Source organism: Kitasatospora sp. NPDC059803, from assembly GCF_042732255.1.
Taxonomy (GTDB): Bacteria; Actinomycetota; Actinomycetes; order Streptomycetales; family Streptomycetaceae; genus Kitasatospora.
This window is the reverse complement of sequence record NZ_JBHWIJ010000055.1, coordinates 33,056-36,636: the sequence shown is the minus strand read 5'-3', so window position 1 is coordinate 36,636 and position 3,581 is coordinate 33,056. Positions and strand designations below refer to the sequence as shown.

Annotated in this window: 4 protein-coding genes; 2 read left to right on the top strand and 2 right to left on the bottom strand. The window is 75.9% G+C overall.

The window, feature by feature from the left end; all coding sequences use genetic code 11:
- Nucleotides 1-460 (bottom strand): HD domain-containing protein (locus ACFV6I_RS12360; RefSeq protein WP_380424919.1); only part of this gene is annotated, 460 nt, incomplete at its 3' end.
- A complete protein-coding gene (locus ACFV6I_RS12355; RefSeq protein WP_380424916.1) occupies nucleotides 457-1,257 on the bottom strand; it encodes a hypothetical protein in 801 nt (266 codons plus the stop codon). The genes ACFV6I_RS12360 and ACFV6I_RS12355, both read right to left, overlap by 4 nt.
- A gap of 70 nt (nucleotides 1,258-1,327) precedes the next feature.
- Here ACFV6I_RS12355 and ACFV6I_RS12350 point away from each other — a divergent pair, with 70 nt between their 5' ends.
- Both ACFV6I_RS12350 and ACFV6I_RS12345 read left to right on the top strand, forming a co-directional pair.
- Complete coding sequence (locus tag ACFV6I_RS12350; protein ID WP_079135516.1) at nucleotides 1,328-2,224, top strand: LysR family transcriptional regulator; 897 nt, start codon at nucleotides 1,328-1,330, stop codon at nucleotides 2,222-2,224.
- A 156-nt stretch (nucleotides 2,225-2,380) separates the two neighbouring features.
- Nucleotides 2,381-2,935, top strand: a complete 555-nt coding sequence (locus tag ACFV6I_RS12345; protein ID WP_063347126.1) for a hypothetical protein — start codon at nucleotides 2,381-2,383, stop codon at nucleotides 2,933-2,935.
- Nucleotides 2,936-3,581 lie beyond the last annotated feature (646 nt).

Sequence of the window (3,581 nt, the reverse complement as noted above, 5' to 3'; positions counted from 1 at the left end):
CCCCGGGGTCGGGCTCGGCGGCGGCGAGGTCCGCGTACCCGATGCCGAGCACGTCCAGCTCCACCCCGGCGGTGGTCAGCGCGATCTCCGGCTCCAGGAACTCCGGGATGCCGGGCGTGGTGTGCAGGGCGATCGCCTCCCACACCAGGCGCACCCGCCGCTCGTCCACCCCGTGCCCGCGCAGGAACGCGGCGGCGGCCTCGGCGCCGTCCACCTCGAAGCGCCGACCGGAGGCGTGGTGCTCGGGGCCCAGGCCGAGATCGTGGAACATCGCGGCCAGGTACAGCAGTTCGGGATCGAAGTCGAGCCCCCGGCGGCGGCCCTGGAGGGCGCCGAACAGGTAGACCCGGCGGGAGTGGTGGTACAGCAGCTCGGTGGTGGCGTCCCGGACCAGCTCGGTGGCCTCGGTGGCGAGGCGGCTGTCGGGGATCCGGACTCCGGCGATCTCGGTGGCGGTCATGCGGTGGCCTCCAGAGTGGTGGTGCCCGGGTCGGTGCCCGGGTCGGTGGCGGTCGGGTCGGTGGCCGTTCGGTCGGTCGAGGCCGACGATCCCGCCGCGTGGGCGACGGCGGCGCCGGCCAGCGCGCGGATCATGGCGTGCGCCCGGGTGCCGTCGCCGGACAGCTCCGGCTGGAACAGCGAGGCGAGGAAGAACGGGTGGCCCGGCAGTTCCAGGACGCGCACCTCGCCCGCGCCGTCCGCGCCGCTGAACCGCAGCCCGTGCGCGCGCAGTCGGTCCAGGTAATCGGTGTTGAGGCCGTACGCGCAGTGGTAGCGCTCCAGGGTGCGGGTGGTGCCGAGGACGCGCTCGGCGAGCGTGCCGGGGGTGATCGCGACCGCGCCCTCGTGGCCGACCAGGGAGCAGGCCAGCGGCACGATCACCTGCTCGTCCCGCTCCGGGTGCTCCTCGCCGTGGACGGCCCCGCCGAGGCCGCAGACGTTGCGGGCGTACTCCAGCACCGCGTGCTGGAACCCGGCGCAGGTGCCGAGGAAGGGGATGCCGCGCTCGCGGGCGGTCCGGACGGCGGCCAGCGCGCCCGCCTCGCTGCGGTAGGGGCTGCCGGGGAGCAGCCAGACGGCGTCGAAGCCGTCCAGGGCGCCGGGCGCCCCGGCGTCCTCGGTGGGGATCCAGTAGGCGTCCAGGACGAGCTGCTCGCGCTCGGCGAGGGCGTCGAGCAGCCCGGGGATGCGGGCGTGCGAGCGGACGGCGGGGGAGCGGTCGCCGACCAGGGCGATCCGCGGGGTGAGGTAGGTCATGGGACTATCCTGACCCCGCACCCGAGATCAGCGCCAACGATGATTTCTTACCCATCGATCAGAAGAGTTGATGACTGCCGTGGATCCGCAGCAGCTGCGCACCTTCGTCACCGTCACCCGCCTCGGCTCCTTCTCCGAGGCCGCGCGGGAACTCGGCTACACCCAGTCCGCGGTCTCCCAGCAGATCGCCGCCCTGGAGGCCGACCTCGGGACCGGCCTGCTCAGCCGCCGCCCGGTCGGCCCGACCGAGGCCGGCCTGCGGCTGCTGGAGCACGCGGCGCCCCTGCTGGTCCGACTGGAGGCGGCGCGCGCCGACGTCGCACGCCTGGCCGGCGCCCCGAGCGCTCGGCTGGTGCTCGGCGCCACCCCGCTGGCAGTCGGAGCGACCCTGGGGCGCGCACTCGGCGAGGTGCGCCGGGCCCACCCGGCGGCCGACCTCGTCGTCCGGGTCCTCGCCCAGGACGCGCTGCCCGCCCAGGTCGCCACCGGCGAGGTCGACCTCGCCCTGATCGACGGCCTCGCCGCCCCCAGCGACCCGCTGGCGCTGCCCGACGTCGGCCCGCTCACCACCGTCGCCGTCGACGAGCAGCCCGTCGCCGTCGCCCTCCCGGCCGGCCACCCCCTCGCGGGCCGCACCGGCGTCGCGCTCGCCGACCTCTCCGCCGCCCGCTGGCTCGACGCCCCCGACCTCACCCCGACCGCCGCCCGGCTGCGCGCCGCCGCCGGCGTCGACGGCTTCCGCCCCGCCACCCGCTACCGGGGCACCGACGTGCACGGGCTGCTCGCCCTGGTCGCCACCGGACACGGGCTCAGCCTCCTCCCGGCGTCCGTCCTCGCCGGGGCGCCCGGCGTCGCGTCCGCGCCGATCGCCGCCCCGCGGCTGGTGCACCGCACCGAACTGGTGCACGGCAGCCTGCCGGAGGGGCCGGCCGCGCTGCTGGCGCGGCTGCTGTCGGGCACGCCCTGAGCCCGCGCCCCGGATCGCGCCGGGCGCCCGCGGTGTTTGTGGAGACGCGATCACCGGTCGTTCACGTCCTGGGACTGACGGTGGCCGCTTCGGTGGTGCTGTCATGGGCACAGTCGTCCGGCGAGAGGCCGGGCAAGGCCTAGGAGATCTCCCCACATGATGCTCCGTCAGCGTCTCACCGTCGTCGCCGCGGCGGCCGCCCTCGCCGCCGCCGGGCTCGCGGCCGGCACCGCGCAGGCCGCCCCCGCGAAGGGCTCACCCGTCAAGATCCGTCCGCTCGCGGCGAGTTGTTCGCAGGCCTACCTGCCGCTGCCCGACCCGTCCTGCACGCCGGGCGCCTACAACCCGGACGTCACCCAGGCCACCATCGGCCAGACCATTTGCGTCTCCGGCTGGACCTCCACCGTCCGCCCGCCGACCAGCTACACCAACGCGCTGAAGGCGCAGCAGATCGCGCAGTACGGCTACGTGGACACCAACCTGTCCGACTACGAGGAGGACCACTTCGTCCCGCTGGAGCTCGGCGGCGCCCCGCGCGACCCGCGCAACCTCTGGCCCGAGCCCCGCTACGGCAGCCAGACCGCGACCGGCAAGGACGGCGTCGAGACCAAGCTGAAGAACGCGGTCTGCAAGGGCACGGTCGGCCTCGACGACGCCCGCAGCGCCATCGTGACCGACTGGACCACCGCGCTCAGCAGCCTCGGCCTCTGACCCTTTGGTTTTTGTGCTGGTGCGGCGGTCGGTCCGTCCGGTCCCCTGTGCCGGACGGGCCGACCTGCCGTCCGCCCCGTGCGCCGCCTCGGCGGTGCGCGGGGCCGTCTGTGGTGGTTCTGTGGTGGTGGTCGGGGCGTGGCGCCGGGTCAGCGGCCCGAGCGGGCCGAGTGGCCCGGGGCCGGGCCCGCGGTGGTCCCGGGCCGTGTGTGCGCGGCGCCGTCCGCCCGTTCCCGTTGCCCGGTCGCCTCGCGGATGCCGGCACTCGGCATGGCTGTTCCCTTCCCCCGTACGTTCTGCCGCCCGGCCGCCGGCCCGCTGCGCTCCTCTGTTCCGAGGGGCGGTCGGGGTCGGCTGCGTCGACGGCGGTCGAAACTTATGCCACCGGGCCGCCGGGAGCAAAGCGGGATACCGGCGGGTAGGCCGCCTTCCCCGGCCGCTGCGGGGGCGTTGGTGGTGAACGTGTGTGCGGGCGTGTCGGAAGGTATGGCGGGCCCTCGGCGCCCGACCGGTCGGCGAGACGGCGCGCGGTCGCGGATTCCCCCTGTCGGGCGGGGGTTTGCCGGTCGGCCGCAGCCCCCGCCGGCCCCCCCGGGCGGGCCCGCGGCCGGGGCCTCGCGGGTGTGGAGTGGGGGTGTTACCCGGA